The following is a 15,057-nucleotide window of genomic DNA, read 5'->3' as shown; positions in this document are numbered from 1 at the left end:
TACCCATAGCTTCTTTTTCGGGTTTAGATGTCTATAATATTAAATATCATCTAAATTAATTATAAATAACAGCGCATTGTTGCTTGTGATTTTCCTATTTTTCTCGAAATACTACAGGGTAAATATCGATGCTGGCGATGCAGACAAATTGCATCTTACGATATAAAACTGGATAATATTTCATCAATGACAGCTCCGGAGGTCGCCATTCGTTCCCCTAAGAACGCATGTGTTGCAGGGAAGAGAAGTGGTGGTGGAGGTTAAGAGTGTTAACACGTGATTTCTTAATGCGGGCGGATTGTACAACGGCATTTGGTGCCATTGAGGAGTCGTTGCTCTGGTCTGCTGAACAACGCGCGGCGTCGCAGGCCGCCATGCTCGCCTGTCGGCCTGATAATGGCCCGGTGTGGATTTTTGGCTACGGATCGCTGATGTGGAATCCGGCGCTGAATTATTGCGAATCGGTGACCGGCACGCTGGTGGGCTGGCACAGAGCATTTTGTTTACGCTTAACGGCTGGACGCGGCAGCGCCTGTCAGCCAGGGCGAATGCTAGCCCTTAAAGAGGGCGGACGCACCACGGGCGTTGCCTATCGTCTGCCGGATGATGAAGTTGAAAGTGAACTGTCGCTGCTGTGGAAGCGCGAAATGATAACCGGCTGCTATTTGCCAACCTGGTGTCAGCTCGATCTTGACGATGGACGGACGGTGACGGCGCTGGTGTTTATTATGGATCCGCGACATCCCCTTTATGAGTCCGATACCAGCGTGCAGGCGATCGCGCCGCTTATCGCGCGCGCCAGCGGGCCGCTTGGTACTAATGCGCAATATCTGTTTTCGCTAGAACAAGAGTTGCAAAAGCTGGGCATGCCGGATGAAGGGCTGAATGAACTGATTGGGAAAGTCCGTCATCTGGTGGGCGGCGCATAAGCGCGAATAGAACCCCGGAAGTGCGTGCTTCCGGGGAGGGCATTATGCGGCAACGTAGCTGATAGAATGTTCCAGCGACTGACTGTGACTATCAATCAGTACGTTCCACGTTCCGCTGTAGGGAACCGTTAAATAGGCTTTTTCTTCGTTCTGCACGCTCAAAATATCGGTATTATGGCGCCCGGCATTCTTCTGTGTGCTCATCAAATGAATATGGCAACGCTCAGAGCAGCGTACCACCACCGTATCCCCGCCAAATAATGTCAAACTTGCCTTAACCATCCCCATCTACCCCGCTGCCTATGAGTCAACCCGCTTCCTGCGATCGAATCCTGACTTCTGCCTGTGATGTTGTTCACAAATCACTCATGGCATAACACCAAACCCGATGAACATGGATGCTGATTTTGATCAAAAAAAGTCGCAACACTTCAACAAAAATGACAAAATCCCTGAATCCATTCAGCGTGCGTGAGATTCGTAGTGATATTCACGTAGGGGTGAAATAATATTCTTAAAATGGCGATGGTTTTAGTTTGCTTAACTAATACGGGGCCAATCAGAAGGTCAGGACTTTATCTGCTGCCAACGTCCATTGCGCCAGCTCAACCAGCGTGCCAATTTCCACCCCGTCAATCAGCGGCAGTGCGCTAATGCCGCGCCCGTCGGTGCAGGTCTTGCACAGCTTCACCGGCACGCCCTGGGCAGTGAGTATCTCCAGCATCTGCTGAATGTTGTAGCCTTCGGCCGGTTTCTGCCCGCGCAGGCCAGCGGTGACCGCGTCAGACATCAAAAAAAGCTGTAGCTGCAGGTCGTCTTGCTGCTCACGCAAGGCAATTGCTAAACGCAGACTGTTAAACAGAGATTCGCTGCCGTAAGCAGCCCCGCTGGCGATAATAACGATACGTTGCATTTGAACTCCTTTGGATAGCCTGTTAAGCCAGGTCGTGCATATGTTACCGCGTGAGCCGAGGGCATCCAACATCAGGTTAGGCACATGGGAAAATTGTTTGCAGCTGTTACAGCGCGGGTGAAAAAAGCAGCATTGCAGCGAGTAAAAAATGCGCTTGCGTTTGTGCCGCTGCGTCAGGTGCACGGCTGAAATGCGGCACCGCGTGCGGCTTAAGCCAGCCTTAACCGAAATTGATGCGCAGTTGCGGTTAACGCAAGACGATGATTTTATGACCTATCAGTCTATTCCTGAAATCAGTCTCCCGGGCTGAAGCCTGTGCCTAAAGACGTTAGACTAGTTATTCAGGGGCGGCAATTCAGCTCCTCTTGTTTAGCTTGCTATGAGGTCGTGGGTGGTGTCTTCGCGTTTTTACGGGTTTTATGTATTGTTGATGATTCTGGCCGGTGGCAGCGCACGCGCGCAGTCGTCGTTTGTCGAAGAGGCCGCGCATCCTTTCGATAATTTACCGGATCTCGATATTGCACCGGAAAACCATGACGCCGAAAAACACCTTGCCGAGATGGCAAAATCATTCGGTGAAGCCAGCATGACCGATAACGGCCTCGATACCGGTGAGCAAGCGAGACTGTTTGCCCTGACGCAGCTTCAGGACAGGCTCAACGGTCAAATGAACCGACAGCTCGATAGCTGGTTCTCCCCCTGGGGCAATGCCAATATCAAGTTTCTGGTCGATGGCGACGGTAAATTTACCGGCAGCCACGGTAGCTGGTTTATCCCGCTTGATGACAACACGGATTATCTCACATGGAGTCAGTTGGGCGTTACCCAGCAAGAAGAAGGGCTGGTGGGCAATGTGGGCGTGGGGCAACGCTGGGTCGCCGGGCATTGGCTGTTGGGATATAACACTTTTTATGACAGCCTGCTGTCCGATAATCTCAATCGTGGTGGCCTGGGTGCCGAAGCCTGGGGCGAAAACCTACGCTTTTCCGCAAACTACTATCAGCCGCTTAGCGACTGGAAAAACACCGGCACCACCCTCCAGCAGCGAATGGCGCGCGGTTATGATATTACCGCACAGGCGTGGATCCCCGCTTATAACCATATTAATACCAGTCTGAGCGTTGAGCAGTATTTCGGCGAAAGTGTCGACCTGTTCCGTAGTGGTACCGGCTACCATAATCCGGTGGCGGTATCGCTGGGGCTGAATTATACCCCGGTGCCTTTGCTTACGTTTAGCGCTCAGCATAAGCAGGGCGAGAGCGGGGTGAACCAGAACAATCTTGGGATGAAGGTTAACTATCGGTTTGGCGTACCGCTTAAAAAACAGCTCGCCGCCGATGAGGTCGCCCAGACGCGGACGTTGCGCGGAAGTCGTTACGATGCGCCAGAGCGCAATAATCTGCCGGTGATGGAGATGCGGCAGCGTAAAAGCCTGAGCGTTTATCTGGCGACGCCACCGTGGGATCTGACCAGTAATGAAACGGTTGAGTTAAAGCTCCAGGTGCGCGATGAGTATGGCGTGAAATCGATTAACTGGCAGGGCGATACCACCGCATTGAGTTTGACGCCGCCGTCCTCTGACAACATGACCGAAGGCTGGACCATTATTATGCCGGCATGGGACTACAGTGAAGGGGCCAGCAACATGTGGCATCTGTCGGTGATTGTTGAAGATAAGAAAGGGCAGCGCGTCACCTCGAATGAAATCACGCTGGCGTTAACCGAACCGGTCGTCAGCTTTGCGCCAAATCAGTATGGGTGGTCTGAACTTACGCCTTAATTGTGCGCGACGGCCCTGTCACGACAATTAAGTTTGGTGTATCAGAAAATACGATCCTGATGTACCCATACCGCCGCTTCAACGCGGGATTTGAGCTTCATTTTCTTCAGCATATGTTTAACGTGGACTTTTACCGTGCTTTCTGTGATGTCCAGACGACGGGCGATCATTTTGTTCGGCAGGCCTTGTGCGATAAGTTTCAGAATATCGCGCTCGCGCGGCGTGAGCTGATTGATATCACGGTCAGAGGTCGCCCGGTTGGCGCGCAGACTGGCGGCTAAAACCGGCGTTAGCGCTTCGCTCAGTACCATTTCACCGGCGGCGGCTTGTTGTAGCGCCTTCAGCAGATCTTCTGGCTCCATATCTTTTAGCAGATAGCCGTCAGCGCCGCGCTTAAGCGCCGTGACCACATCTTCTTCATGATTAGACACGCTAAAGACCACCACGCGCCCGGAGAGGGATTTTTCGCGCAGTTTATCCAGCGTTTCCAGACCGTTCATGCCGGGCATATTAAGGTCAAGCAGGATCAGATCGGGATCGAGCGCTTCCGCAAGCTCAATACCTTGCTCACCGTTGCTGGCTTCGCCCACAACCTGAATATCCGATGCCATGCTAACCAGCTGTTTGACGCCAGTGCGCAGCATTGGATGATCGTCAATTAGCAGGATAGTAGCCCGTTCCTGATTACTCATGGATTTCTCCTTGGGGAGTTGAAAGCGATTGTTCGGGGACAAACGTAACCACGACTTCTGTACCGCCGGTTTCACGGCGTCGAACCTGGCAATCGCCACGCAGGCTCTGCGCGCGGTCACGCATAATAATAAGACCATAATGGTTGCTGCGTTCAGCATGCTGCGGTACGCCACAGCCGTTATCTGCGACCACCATTTTTACCTGGTTACCCTGTTGGGTAACGCTTACCTTCACTTCGCTTGCCTGAGAATGTTTTAAGGCGTTACTTAACGCTTCACGCGCAATTTGCAGCACATGAATTGCCTGATGTGACGGCACGTAGCGTGGAGGCAGCTGATAATCTAATTCAATCGGGAAACCAAAGTGGTTGCTGTATTCCTGACAGCTGGACTCCAGCGCCGGACGCAGCCCGGATTCGGTCAGACGTAGGCGGAAAGTGGTGAGAAGCTCACGCAGCTGGGCCCACGAATTGTTTAACTCATTGCGTACCTGGCCCAATAGTTCGCGGCTTTCCGCAGAGGAGTGCTCGTTTTGCATCATCTGCAGGCAACTGACCTGCATTTTCATGCAGGATAAAGACTGGGCGATGGAGTCGTGAAGCTCGCGGGCAATGGTGGCGCGCTCTTCCATGACGATAAGCTGCTGCTGACGCTCCAGCTGTTTATCCAGCGCTAGCGTGGAGGTCAGCTGTTCGAGCAGGGTATCCACCAGTTGTTGCTGGTCATGGCTTAACTCGCGGCCATGCGGCAACGTCGCGAGCAAAATACCATATTGGTTATGCGGGTCGGTCAGCCGCCATTTCAGCGTCACCCCGTCGGGGGCGCTCATATCAACATCGCGTGGGCAAAGATAGCAGCCCTTATCATCGCACTCCCAACCCGAATGGCAGCTAAACTCCTGATGATTTTCTTCATCTTCAATATCGTAAACCCGCACTTCAATCTCACGTAGCGGGGTGAGTTCTTGCAGGCCGTTTAGCACCGGAGAGATTCGTTCGCACAGCGGAGCGCTGGCGTGCAGTCGGCGGTTGGCTTGCCACAAGAAGGAGAGGATGGCATTTTTTTGCTCTAAACCGGCGGTTTTCTCCTGCACCCGGCGCTCAAGGGAGGAATAGCTTTCCGCCAGTTCGGCGGACATGTCGTTGAGCGCCATGCCCAGCGTCGCCATTTCATTACGCCCGCTGATTTGTGCGCGGTAGGTGAAGTCGCGATGGCTAATGGCTTCCGCCATTCTTAGCAGTTGTCGCCATGGGTGCAGCAGACGGGTGCGGAGCCAGAAGACGGTGAAGATAAACAGCAGTGCCATGAATACTGCCATCAACCTGTGCATCCACACTACATGAGAAATACGTTCTTCCGTGGTGTGATCAAACACCGTCACCAGTTGATTAATGCGGCTAACAAAACCGGTAAGATCGCTTGCGACGGCGCTTTGGCTCTGCGCTTGACGAATGTCGGGCGCCAGATGCGTGAGCCAGTACTGTTGCAGGGAGGCAAGCTGCTTAACCTGTCCGTCGCGTTCGGCGGCGAGGACAAGCTCAGGGCTAAAGACGGTTTTTTGCATTTCATCAAACAGCGGCTGGTCGCTGTCTTTCACCGGAATGGCCGCCAGCAGTCGGTAGCTCTGCATACGCAGTGAACCGGCCTGGTTAATGGCGTGCGCGCTGCCCTGGACGCCGTTTATCAGGCGTGCGGAAATCATCATACTTGCCACCCCGATGAGGGTGGAGAGAAGTACGATCAGCGCAAGTTGATTCACGAGCGTCAGTGGTGTAAAAAAACGTCTAAACATTATTCGATGTGGCTCCTGGCGGAAGGCTCTCCGGCGAGTGGCGTTATTTTCGGCTATCGTCTGGAGTATACCCATACCCCTAAAGAGGTACTCCTTTATTTCCATAATAGTAAAGAGGTAGGGAGTAGAGGAGTAGCAGCGTAACAGCCACGTGAAAAAACAGGTTTTTTTATCAATAAAACCCTACCCATAAAGAGTCATGATGTTTTTTTAAGCAAGATATAGCCGACTTTTCCTTTGATTTATATCAACTTACTGCGCTGAGTAAACCCTACTGTGGCAGGGTTAATATTAATAATCAGAGGTGTCTATGAGTCACTCCACTGCCCCCGAAAGGGCAACCGGCGCTGTCATTACCGACTGGCGTCCGGAAGATCCGGCCTTCTGGCAGGAGCGCGGCCATCGCGTTGCAAGCCGGAACCTGTGGATTTCCGTACCGTGTTTGCTACTGGCGTTCTGCGTATGGATGCTGTTCAGTGCCGTAGCGGTCAATTTACCCAAAGTGGGCTTCCAGTTTACGACAGACCAGCTCTTTATGCTGACCGCGCTGCCGTCGGTGTCCGGGGCATTATTACGCGTACCGTATTCCTTTATGGTTCCTATGTTTGGTGGACGTCGCTGGACTGCGTTCAGCACCGGGATCCTTATCATTCCGTGCGTATGGCTGGGCTTTGCCGTTCAGGATACTTCCACGCCGTTTAGCACCTTCATCATCATTTCACTGTTGTGCGGCTTTGCCGGTGCGAACTTTGCCTCGAGCATGGCGAACATCAGCTTCTTCTTCCCGAAACAGAAGCAGGGCGGCGCGCTGGGCTTAAACGGTGGCCTGGGCAACATGGGCGTGAGCGTGATGCAGCTGGTAGCACCACTGGCCGTGTCGCTGTCTATTTTTGCAGCCTTCGGCAGCCAGGGTGTGACTCAGCCAGATGGTACTGAGCTGTATCTGGCCAATGCCGCGTGGATTTGGGTGCCGTTCCTGGCTATCTTCACCATCGCTGCCTGGTTTGGCATGAATGAGCTGGCTACCTCCAAAGCGTCATTAAAAGAGCAGTTGCCAGTGCTTAAACGCGGTCACCTGTGGATCATGAGCCTGCTGTATCTGGCAACGTTCGGCTCGTTCATCGGCTTCTCTGCCGGTTTTGCGATGCTCTCAAAAACCCAGTTCCCGGATATTCAAATCCTGCATTATGCGTTCTTCGGGCCGTTTATCGGCGCACTGGCACGCTCTGCGGGCGGCGCGATCTCTGACCGTCTGGGCGGTACTCGCGTGACGCTGGTGAACTTTATCCTGATGGCGCTGTTCAGCGCACTGCTGTTCATGACCTTGCCAGCCAACGGCGAGGGCGGCAACTTTATCGCTTTCTACGTGGTATTCCTGGCGCTGTTTATGACGGCCGGTCTGGGTAGCGGTTCAACCTTCCAGATGATTTCGGTGATTTTCCGTAAGCTGACGATGGACCGCGTGAAAGCAGAAGGTGGTTCTGAAGAGAAAGCAATGCGTGAAGCCGCAACCGATACAGCGGCGGCGCTGGGCTTTATTTCAGCAATTGGCGCTATTGGCGGTTTCTTCATTCCGAAAGCGTTCGGCACCTCCCTTGAGTTAACCGGTTCTCCGGCTGGCGCAATGAAAGTGTTCCTCGTGTTCTATATTGTCTGCGTGGTGGTAACGTGGGCGGTATACGGACGTAAAGCGAAAAAATAACGCGAGACGTTATTTCTGAATAAAGGCGCGAGGGTTCGCGCCTTTATTTTACGATCTACTTAGTTACAACATACTCTAAGCGCAGAATACACCATCGGCATCGTGCGCGTAGAGGCTTAGTAGTAGAAGAAAAGGCTCTACCCCTTAATACCGACATCCGCGTTTTTTACAGTTTGTAATATCTAAATTTAAACAAAAAGCTTTATTTTACAATAAGTTAAAAAATAAAAATTAATACCTCTAAGGTGGTAGATTGCTTTTTGAGAAGGATTTTTAAGACCGACCATCTTGATCGTTATCAATTCCCCCCATGTTTCAGCGCGTTACCTTCTGTGCAAATTCAGCAATGTCGATTTATCAGAGAGCCGCCAGGCTCCAAACAGGAGAGACCCGATGAGTAAATTCCTGGACCGGTTTCGCTACTTTAAACAAAAGGGTGAAACATTTGCCGATGGGCACGGACAGATTCTAGATACCAACCGGGATTGGGAAGATGGATACCGCCAACGCTGGCAGCACGATAAAGTCGTGCGCTCTACGCACGGCGTTAACTGCACCGGTTCTTGTAGCTGGAAGATTTATGTCAAAAATGGCCTGGTCACCTGGGAAACCCAGCAGACCGACTATCCGCGCACCCGCCCGGATCTGCCAAACCACGAACCACGCGGCTGCCCGCGCGGGGCGAGTTATTCCTGGTACCTCTATAGCGCCAACCGTTTGAAATATCCGCTGATGCGCAAACGCCTGATGAAAATGTGGCGTGAAGCGAAAAAACTGCACAGCGATCCGGTTGATGCCTGGGCTTCTATTATTGAAGACGCAGACAAAGCCAAGAGCTTTAAACAAGCGCGTGGTCGCGGTGGCTTCGTGCGTTCTTCCTGGCAGGAAGTGAATGAACTGATTGCCGCCTCTAACGTCTATACCGTCAAAACCTACGGCCCTGACCGTGTCGCTGGCTTCTCGCCAATTCCGGCAATGTCGATGGTTTCTTACGCTTCCGGCGCACGTTATCTTTCGCTTATCGGCGGCACCTGCCTGAGCTTCTACGACTGGTACTGTGACTTACCGCCAGCTTCTCCGCAAACCTGGGGTGAGCAGACCGACGTTCCAGAATCTGCCGACTGGTACAACTCCAGCTATATCATCGCCTGGGGCTCTAACGTTCCACAGACCCGTACGCCAGATGCGCACTTCTTTACGGAAGTTCGCTACAAAGGCACCAAAACCGTTGCAATTACCCCGGACTACGCTGAAATCGCTAAGCTGTGCGATCTGTGGCTGGCTCCGAAACAGGGTACCGATGCGGCAATGGCGCTGGCGATGGGCCACGTGATGTTGCGTGAATTCCACCTCGACAAACCAAGCCAGTACTTCACCGACTACGTACGTCGCTATACCGACTTCCCGATGCTGGTGATGCTCGAGGAGCGTGACGGTTATTATGCTGCGGGCCGTATGCTGCGCGCTGCTGACCTGGTTGACTCACTGGGGCAGGAAAATAACCCTGAATGGAAAACCGTCGCGGTGAATACCGATGGCGAGATGGTGGCACCGAACGGTTCTATCGGTTTCCGTTGGGGCGAAAAAGGTAAATGGAACCTTGAGCAACGCGACGGCAAATCCGGTGATGAAACCGAATTGCAGCTAAGCCTGCTGGGTAATCACGACGATATCGCGCAGGTAGGCTTCCCGTACTTTGGCGGCGACGGCACCGAGCACTTCACCAGCGTCGAGCTGGAAAATATCCTGCTGCACAAACTGCCGGTGAAACGTCTGCAACTGGCCGACGGCACCACCGCGCTGGTGACCACCGTTTATGACCTGAACATGGCTAACTACGGCCTGGATCGCGGTCTGAATGATGAAAACTGCGCAACCAGCTACGATGATATCAAAGCGTATACGCCTGCCTGGGCTGAGAAAATTACCGGTGTCCCACGCGCGCAGATTATTCGTATTGCTCGTGAATTTGCCGATAACGCCGATAAAACGCACGGTCGTTCAATGATCATCGTCGGTGCTGGCCTGAACCACTGGTATCACCTCGATATGAACTATCGTGGTCTTATCAATATGCTGGTGTTCTGCGGCTGTATCGGTCAGAGCGGCGGCGGTTGGGCCCACTATGTTGGTCAGGAAAAACTGCGTCCGCAGACCGGCTGGCAGCCACTGGCGTTTGGCCTTGACTGGCAGCGTCCAGCGCGTCACATGAACAGTACGTCCTACTTCTATAACCACTCCAGCCAATGGCGTTATGAGTCGGTTACCGCGCAGGAACTGCTGTCACCGATGGCGGACAAATCCCGCTATACCGGCCATTTATTGGACTTCAACGTCCGTGCTGAACGTATGGGCTGGCTGCCGTCTGCACCGCAGTTAGGCACTAACCCGCTGCGCATTGCCGATGATGCGAAGAAAGCCGGCATGACTCCGGTTGACTATACCATTAAGGCGCTGAAAGAAGGCACCATCCGTTTCGCGGCTGAACAGCCGGAAAACGGTAAAAACCACCCACGCAACCTGTTCATCTGGCGTTCTAACCTGCTGGGTTCTTCCGGTAAAGGTCACGAATACATGCTGAAATATCTGCTGGGTACCGAGCACGGTATTCAGGGGATGGATCTCGGCAAGCAGGGCGGTCTGAAGCCTGAAGAAGTGGAATGGCAGGATAACGGTCTCGACGGCAAACTGGATCTGGTTGTAACGCTGGACTTCCGTCTGTCGAGCACCTGCCTGTATTCCGATATCGTGCTGCCAACGGCAACCTGGTACGAAAAAGACGACATGAATACCTCGGATATGCATCCGTTTATTCACCCGCTGTCTGCCGCTGTCGACCCAGCATGGGAATCGAAAAGCGACTGGGAAATCTACAAAGGCATCGCGAAGAAATTCTCTGAAGTCTGCGTGGGACACCTCGGTCAGGAAACGGACATTGTTACGCTGCCAATCCAGCATGACTCGGCGGCCGAACTGGCGCAGCCGTTAGACGTGAAGGACTGGAAAAAAGGCGAATGTGACCTGATCCCAGGTAAAACCGCACCGCATATTATTCCGGTTGAGCGTGATTACCCGGCAACCTACGAGCGCTTTACCTCCATCGGGCCATTGATGGAAAAAATCGGTAACGGCGGTAAAGGCATTGCCTGGAACACCCAGAGCGAAATGGATCTGCTGCGTAAGCTTAACTACACCAAAGCGGAAGGCCCGGCAAAAGGCCAGCCGATGCTGGATACCGCGATTGATGCGGCAGAAATGATCCTCACCCTGGCGCCGGAGACCAACGGTCAGGTGGCGGTGAAAGCCTGGGCGGCGCTGAGCGAGTTTACCGGTCGCGATCACACGCATCTGGCGCTCAATAAAGAAGACGAGAAAATTCGCTTCCGTGATATTCAGGCGCAGCCGCGCAAGATTATCTCGAGCCCGACCTGGTCAGGTCTGGAAGATGAACACGTCTCCTACAACGCGGGTTATACCAACGTTCATGAGCTGATCCCATGGCGTACGCTGTCTGGTCGTCAGTCCTTGTATCAGGACCACCAGTGGATGCGTGACTTCGGTGAAAGCCTGCTGGTTTACCGCCCACCTATCGACACCCGTTCGGTGAAAGAGGTGATGGGCAAGAAATCAAACGGCAACCCAGAGAAGGCGCTGAACTTCCTGACGCCGCACCAGAAATGGGGCATTCACTCAACCTATAGCGATAACCTGCTGATGCTGACCTTAGGTCGCGGTGGCCCGGTCGTGTGGATGAGCGAAGAAGACGCCAAAGAGATCGGCATTGAAGACAACGACTGGATTGAAGTCTTCAACAACAACGGTGCACTGACCGCGCGTGCGGTAGTAAGCCAGCGTGTACCGGCCGGGATGACCATGATGTACCACGCGCAGGAACGTATCGTTAACCTGCCGGGTTCAGAAATTACCGGTCAACGCGGCGGTATCCATAACTCGGTGACCCGCATTACGCCTAAACCGACTCACATGATCGGCGGCTATGCGCACCTGGCCTACAGCTTTAACTACTACGGTACCGTAGGGTCGAACCGTGATGAGTTTGTGGTGGTACGTAAGATGAAGAACATTGACTGGTTGGACGGCGAAGGCAATGACCAGGTACAGGAGAGCGTAAAATGAAAATTCGTTCACAAGTCGGCATGGTGCTGAATCTCGATAAATGCATCGGTTGCCACACCTGCTCGGTCACCTGTAAAAACGTCTGGACCAGCCGTGAAGGGACCGAGTACGCATGGTTCAACAACGTTGAAACCAAACCGGGTACCGGTTTCCCGACCGACTGGGAAGACCAGGAGAAATACAAAGGCGGTTGGATCCGTAAGATCAACGGTAAACTGGTGCCGCGCATGGGTAACAAAGCGCTGCTGCTGGGTAAAATCTTCGCTAACCCGCATCTGCCGGGTCTGGATGATTACTACGAGCCGTTTGATTTTGACTATCAGACGCTGCACAACGCACCGGCTGATAGCAAAGCACAGCCGATTGCCCGTCCACGCTCGCTGATTACCGGCAAGCGTATGGACAAGATCACCAAAGGCCCGAACTGGGAAGACGATCTGGGTGGCGAGTTTGAGAAGCTGTCGAAAGACAAAAACTTCGAAAACATGCAGAAGGCGATGTACGGCCAGTTCGAAAACACCTTCATGATGTATCTGCCACGCCTGTGCGAGCACTGTCTGAACCCGGCGTGTGTGGCGACTTGCCCGAGCGGCGCCATCTACAAACGTGAAGAAGACGGCATTGTGCTGATCGATCAGGATAAATGTCGTGGCTGGCGTATGTGCATCACCGGCTGCCCGTACAAAAAAATCTACTTCAACTGGAAGAGCGGCAAGTCTGAAAAATGCATCTTCTGCTATCCGCGTATCGAAGCGGGTCAGCCGACCGTGTGTTCAGAAACCTGCGTAGGTCGTATTCGTTACCTCGGCGTGCTGCTGTACGACGCGGATGCGATTGAAACTGCAGCTAGCACCGAGAACGAGAAAGACCTGTATCAGCGTCAGCTCGACGTGTTCCTCGATCCAAACGATCCGAAAGTGATTGAGCAGGCGCAGAAAGACGGTATTCCACTGAGCGTGATTGACGCAGCCCAAAAATCGCCGGTCTACAAAATGGCGATGGACTGGAAGCTGGCGCTGCCGCTGCACCCGGAATACCGCACGCTGCCAATGGTCTGGTATGTGCCGCCGCTGTCTCCGATTCAGTCCGCAGCCGATGCGGGCGAGCTGGGCAGCAACGGTATCCTGCCGGACGTTGAAAGTCTGCGTATCCCGGTTCAGTACCTGGCGAACCTGCTGACCGCAGGCGACACGCAGCCGGTGGTACTGGCGCTCAAACGTATGCTGGCGATGCGTCATTTCAAACGTACCGAAACCGTCGATGGCGTTATCGATACCCGTGCGCTGGAAGAGGTCGGTCTGACCGAAGCACAGGCGCAGGAAATGTACCGCTATCTGGCGATTGCTAACTACGAAGACCGTTTCGTGGTGCCAAGCAGTCACCGCGAGCAGGCGCGCGATGCGTTCCCGGAGAAAAACGGTTGTGGTTTTAGCTTCGGTGATGGCTGCCACGGTTCGGATACTAAGTTTAATCTGTTCAACAGCCGCCGTATTGATTCTGTGGATGTGAGCAGCAAAACGGAGCCGCACGCATGATTGAACTCGTGATTGTGTCACGTTTGCTTGAGTACCCTGATGCTGCCTTGTGGGAGCATCAGGACGAACTCTTCGACGTTCTGGCCTCATCAGAGAAACTGGATAAAGGGGATGCCCAGATGCTGGGCATGTTCCTGCGCGAATTAATCGCGCAGGATCCGCTGGATGCACAGGCCGCCTACAGCGAACTGTTTGACCGTGGCCGTGCAACCTCACTGCTGCTGTTCGAACACGTTCACGGCGAGTCTCGTGACCGCGGTCAGGCGATGGTCGATCTGCTGAACCAGTATGAGCAGCACGGTCTGGTGCTCGACAGCCGCGAGCTGCCGGATCACCTGCCGCTGTATCTGGAATATCTGGCGCAGCTGCCGGAGAGCGAAGCGATTGGCGGTTTGCAGGATATCGCGCCGATTCTGGCGTTGCTCTGTGCCCGTCTGCAACAGCGTGAGAGCCGTTATGCGGTGCTGTTTGAGCAGTTGCTGAAGCTTGCCAATAGCGCGGTTGATGAAGCGAAGGTGGCGGAAAAAATTGCGGATGAAGCCCGTGATGATACGCCACAGGCGCTCGATGCGGTCTGGGAAGAAGAGCAGGTCAAATTCTTTGCTGACCAGGGCTGCGGTGAGTCGGAAATTTCGAATCACCAGCGTCGTTTTGCCGGAGCCGTTGCCCCGCAATATTTGAATATCTCTAACGGAGGACAGCAATAATGCACTTCCTGAATATGTTCTTCTTCGACATCTATCCGTACATTGCGGGTGCTGTCTTCCTGATTGGCAGCTGGCTGCGCTACGACTACGGTCAGTACACCTGGCGCGCGGCATCCAGCCAGATGCTGGATCGTAAGGGGATGAACCTGGCGTCTAACCTGTTCCATATTGGGATCCTGGGGGTGTTCGCCGGTCACTTCCTGGGTATGTTAACCCCGCACTGGATGTATGAAGCGTGGTTGCCGCTGGAAGTAAAACAGAAGATGGCGATGTTTGGCGGTGGCGCGGCTGGCTTGATGTGTCTGGTCGGCGGTGTGCTGCTTTTAAAACGCCGTCTATTCAGCCCTCGCGTGCGTGCCACGACGACGGGTGCTGATATTCTGGTGCTGTCTATTCTGGTTATCCAGTGTGCGCTGGGTCTGCTGACGATTCCATTTTCTGCTCAGCATATGGACGGTAGCGAGATGATGAAACTGGTGGGTTGGGCGCAGTCCGTGGTGACCTTCCACGGTGGCGCTTCCGCACACCTGGACGGTGTGGCGTTTATCTACCGTATGCACCTGGTGCTGGGGATGACGCTGTTCCTGCTGTTCCCGTTCTCGCGTCTGGTTCACATCTGGAGCGTGCCGGTCGAGTATCTGACCCGCAAGTATCAGATTGTTCGCGCGCGTCACTGATAACGTCCTATAACGCTCTAAACCCCGCTTCGGCGGGGTTTTTTTATATCTGAGCATTGGGGCTTTCCCGGCGGGGGGGGGGGGGGGGGGGGGGGGCGCGTCAAAAAAAGCAAAAAATTAGTGGCCAAAACACCCCCCCCCCCCCCCCGGACGCATATGGAAAAAAAAAAAAAAAAAAAAAAAAAAAAAAAAA

General features: G+C 53.6%; 11 protein-coding genes. 7 read left to right on the top strand and 4 right to left on the bottom strand.

Features of this window, described 5'->3' with window-relative positions:
* Positions 1–266 precede the first annotated feature (266 nt).
* Positions 267–929, top strand: a complete 663-nt coding sequence (locus ACIPDS_RS05185) for a gamma-glutamylcyclotransferase (RefSeq protein WP_166513763.1) — start codon at positions 267–269, stop codon at positions 927–929.
* A gap of 42 nt (positions 930–971) precedes the next feature.
* Here the strand turns inward: ACIPDS_RS05185 and ACIPDS_RS05180 are convergent, their stop codons facing one another.
* Complete coding sequence (locus ACIPDS_RS05180) at positions 972–1,217, bottom strand: DUF1883 domain-containing protein (RefSeq protein WP_166513764.1); 246 nt, start codon at positions 1,215–1,217, stop codon at positions 972–974.
* A gap of 271 nt (positions 1,218–1,488) precedes the next feature.
* Positions 1,489–1,842 (bottom strand): DsrE/DsrF/TusD sulfur relay family protein, encoded by a 354-nt coding sequence (locus ACIPDS_RS05175; protein ID WP_400733292.1) that lies wholly within the window; start codon positions 1,840–1,842, stop codon positions 1,489–1,491.
* A gap of 379 nt (positions 1,843–2,221) precedes the next feature.
* On the opposite strand from ACIPDS_RS05175, the gene ACIPDS_RS05170 reads away from it, so the two are divergent.
* Positions 2,222–3,622 carry a YchO/YchP family invasin gene (locus ACIPDS_RS05170; protein ID WP_400733289.1) on the top strand — a complete coding sequence of 467 codons (1,401 nt, stop codon included), beginning with the start codon at positions 2,222–2,224 and terminating at the stop codon, positions 3,620–3,622.
* Between the two features lie 41 nt (positions 3,623–3,663).
* Here ACIPDS_RS05170 and narL read toward each other — a convergent pair whose 3' ends face one another.
* Together narL and narX are read right to left on the bottom strand one after the other, a co-directional pair.
* Positions 3,664–4,314, bottom strand: a complete 651-nt coding sequence (gene narL / locus ACIPDS_RS05165) for a two-component system response regulator NarL (RefSeq protein WP_052284392.1) — start codon at positions 4,312–4,314, stop codon at positions 3,664–3,666.
* Entirely contained in the window at positions 4,307–6,106 is a 1,800-nt protein-coding gene (gene narX, locus ACIPDS_RS05160; RefSeq protein ID WP_400733286.1) for a nitrate/nitrite two-component system sensor histidine kinase NarX, read from the bottom strand. The genes narL and narX overlap by 8 nt, the downstream gene beginning before the upstream one ends.
* 310 nt (positions 6,107–6,416) lie before the next feature.
* Between narX and ACIPDS_RS05155 the strand changes: the two genes are divergently transcribed.
* The 5 genes from ACIPDS_RS05155 to narI all read left to right on the top strand — a co-directional run bounded on the left by ACIPDS_RS05155 (position 6,417) and on the right by narI (position 14,864).
* Positions 6,417–7,808 carry a NarK family nitrate/nitrite MFS transporter gene (locus ACIPDS_RS05155; protein ID WP_166513767.1) on the top strand — a complete coding sequence of 464 codons (1,392 nt, stop codon included), beginning with the start codon at positions 6,417–6,419 and terminating at the stop codon, positions 7,806–7,808.
* A gap of 393 nt (positions 7,809–8,201) precedes the next feature.
* The gene (locus tag ACIPDS_RS05150) at positions 8,202–11,945 is read left to right on the top strand and encodes a nitrate reductase subunit alpha (RefSeq protein ID WP_400733284.1); all 3,744 of its coding nucleotides are present in this window, start codon (positions 8,202–8,204) and stop codon (positions 11,943–11,945) included.
* Positions 11,942–13,480 (top strand): nitrate reductase subunit beta, encoded by a 1,539-nt coding sequence (narH, locus tag ACIPDS_RS05145; RefSeq protein ID WP_400733281.1) that lies wholly within the window; start codon positions 11,942–11,944, stop codon positions 13,478–13,480. The genes ACIPDS_RS05150 and narH overlap by 4 nt, the downstream gene beginning before the upstream one ends.
* Positions 13,477–14,187 carry a nitrate reductase molybdenum cofactor assembly chaperone gene (gene narJ, locus ACIPDS_RS05140; protein WP_166513770.1) on the top strand — a complete coding sequence of 237 codons (711 nt, stop codon included), beginning with the start codon at positions 13,477–13,479 and terminating at the stop codon, positions 14,185–14,187. Before narH ends, narJ begins: the two co-directional genes overlap by 4 nt.
* The gene (gene narI, locus ACIPDS_RS05135; RefSeq protein ID WP_166513771.1) at positions 14,187–14,864 is read left to right on the top strand and encodes a respiratory nitrate reductase subunit gamma; all 678 of its coding nucleotides are present in this window, start codon (positions 14,187–14,189) and stop codon (positions 14,862–14,864) included. Before narJ ends, narI begins: the two co-directional genes overlap by 1 nt.
* Positions 14,865–15,057 lie beyond the last annotated feature (193 nt).

The organism is Kluyvera sp. NPDC087067, assembly GCF_044745165.1.
GTDB lineage: Bacteria > Pseudomonadota > Gammaproteobacteria > Enterobacterales > Enterobacteriaceae > Kluyvera.
This window is presented reverse-complemented; position numbering and strand designations above follow the sequence as displayed.

Coding starts and splice junctions, on each gene's coding strand:
- narJ (WP_166513770.1), top strand. CDS start 13,477: ATGATTGAACTCGTGATTGTGTCACGTTTGCTTGAGTACCCTGATGCT.
- narI (WP_166513771.1), top strand. CDS start 14,187: ATGCACTTCCTGAATATGTTCTTCTTCGACATCTATCCGTACATTGCG.
- ACIPDS_RS05155 (WP_166513767.1), top strand. CDS start 6,417: ATGAGTCACTCCACTGCCCCCGAAAGGGCAACCGGCGCTGTCATTACC.
- ACIPDS_RS05180 (WP_166513764.1), bottom strand. CDS start 1,217: ATGGGGATGGTTAAGGCAAGTTTGACATTATTTGGCGGGGATACGGTG.
- narX (WP_400733286.1), bottom strand. CDS start 6,106: ATGTTTAGACGTTTTTTTACACCACTGACGCTCGTGAATCAACTTGCG.
- narL (WP_052284392.1), bottom strand. CDS start 4,314: ATGAGTAATCAGGAACGGGCTACTATCCTGCTAATTGACGATCATCCA.
- ACIPDS_RS05175 (WP_400733292.1), bottom strand. CDS start 1,842: ATGCAACGTATCGTTATTATCGCCAGCGGGGCTGCTTACGGCAGCGAA.
- ACIPDS_RS05150 (WP_400733284.1), top strand. CDS start 8,202: ATGAGTAAATTCCTGGACCGGTTTCGCTACTTTAAACAAAAGGGTGAA.
- ACIPDS_RS05170 (WP_400733289.1), top strand. CDS start 2,222: ATGAGGTCGTGGGTGGTGTCTTCGCGTTTTTACGGGTTTTATGTATTG.
- narH (WP_400733281.1), top strand. CDS start 11,942: ATGAAAATTCGTTCACAAGTCGGCATGGTGCTGAATCTCGATAAATGC.